The 1,630-nt window shown below is 51.2% G+C and carries 1 rRNA gene; it reads right to left on the bottom strand.

Annotated elements, in window-relative coordinates:
• Positions 1-35: 35 nt before the first annotated feature.
• Positions 36-1,630, bottom strand: a 23S ribosomal RNA gene (locus BUB83_RS00005); the annotation flags it as partial.

The following is a 1,630-nucleotide window of genomic DNA, read 5'->3' as shown; positions in this document are numbered from 1 at the left end:
TGTTGCATTCAAAATTGCATAGTGAATTAATTAAATTGATCAAGCCCTCGACCTATTAGTATCAGTCAGCTTAATACATTACTGTACTTACACCTCTGACCTATCAACCTGGTAGTCTTCCAGGGGTCTTACTAACTTAACGTTATGGGAAATCTAATCTTGAGGTGGGCTTCACGCTTAGATGCTTTCAGCGTTTATCCCGTCCCTACATAGCTACCCAGCTGTGCCACTGGCGTGACAACTGGTGCACCAGAGGTAAGTCCATCCCGGTCCTCTCGTACTAAGGACAGCTCCTCTCAAATTTCCTACGCCCACGGCGGATAGGGACCGAACTGTCTCACGACGTTCTGAACCCAGCTCGCGTGCCGCTTTAATGGGCGAACAGCCCAACCCTTGGGACCGACTACAGCCCCAGGATGCGACGAGCCGACATCGAGGTGCCAAACCTCCCCGTCGATGTGAACTCTTGGGGGAGATCAGCCTGTTATCCCCGAGGTAGCTTTTATCCGTTGAGCGATGGCCCTTCCACACAGAACCACCGGATCACTAAGTCCGACTTTCGTCCCTGCTCCACTTGTAGGTGTCGCAGTCAGGCTCCCTTCTGCCTTTGCACTCTTCGCGCGATTTCCGACCGCGCTGAGGGAACCTTTGAGCGCCTCCGTTACCTTTTTGGAGGCGACCGCCCCAGTCAAACTGCCCACCTAACAATGTCCTGTGACCAGATTCATGGCCGCCAGTTAGAATCCCAATACTGTCAGGGTGGTATCCCAAGGATGACTCCACCTAGGCTGACGCCCAAGCTTCGTAGTCTCCCACCTATCCTGTACAGACAATACCGAAATTCAATGCTAAGCTACAGTAAAGCTCTACGGGGTCTTTCCGTCCAACCGCGGGTAGCAAGCATCTTCACTTGCACTACAATTTCACCGGATTTACTGCCGAGACAGTGCTCAAATCATTACGCCATTCGTGCGGGTCGGAACTTACCCGACAAGGAATTTCGCTACCTTAGGACCGTTATAGTTACGGCCGCCGTTTACTGGGGCTTAAGTTCATAGCTTCGCTTGCGCTAACTATTCCCCTTAACCTTCCAGCACCGGGCAGGCGTCAGCCCCTATACATCACCTTACGGTTTAGCAGAGACCTGTGTTTTTGATAAACAGTTGCTTGAGCCTAGTCACTGCGGCCTCCTCTCAGAGGCACCCCTTCTCCCGAAGTTACGGGGTCAATTTGCCGAGTTCCTTAGCAGTAATTCTTCCGTCGACCTTAGGATTCTCTCCTCATCTACCTGTGTCGGTTTGCGGTACGGGCACCAATATACTCCATAGAGACTTTTCTTGGCAGCGTGGAATCAGATACTTCGCTACTTAATTTCGCTCCCCATCACACCTCAGCCTTAAGTAGAAACGGATTTTCCTGTCTCTACAGCCTAAGTGCTTAGACGCACATCCAATAGTGCGCACATCTTATCCTCCTGCGTCATCCCATCTGTCAAACGCATATTGGTGGTATTGGAATATCAACCAATTGTCCATCACCTACGCCTTTCGGCCTCGGCTTAGGTCCCGACTAACCCTGGGAGGACAAGCCTTCCCCAGGAAACCTTAGATATTCGGTCAATAGGATTCTC

It is taken from the genome of Clostridium grantii DSM 8605 (assembly GCF_900129965.1).
Taxonomy (GTDB): domain Bacteria; phylum Bacillota; class Clostridia; order Clostridiales; family Clostridiaceae; genus Clostridium_AF; species Clostridium_AF grantii.
The sequence above is the reverse complement of the archived record's forward strand: the minus strand, read 5'-3'. Positions and strand labels throughout refer to the sequence as shown.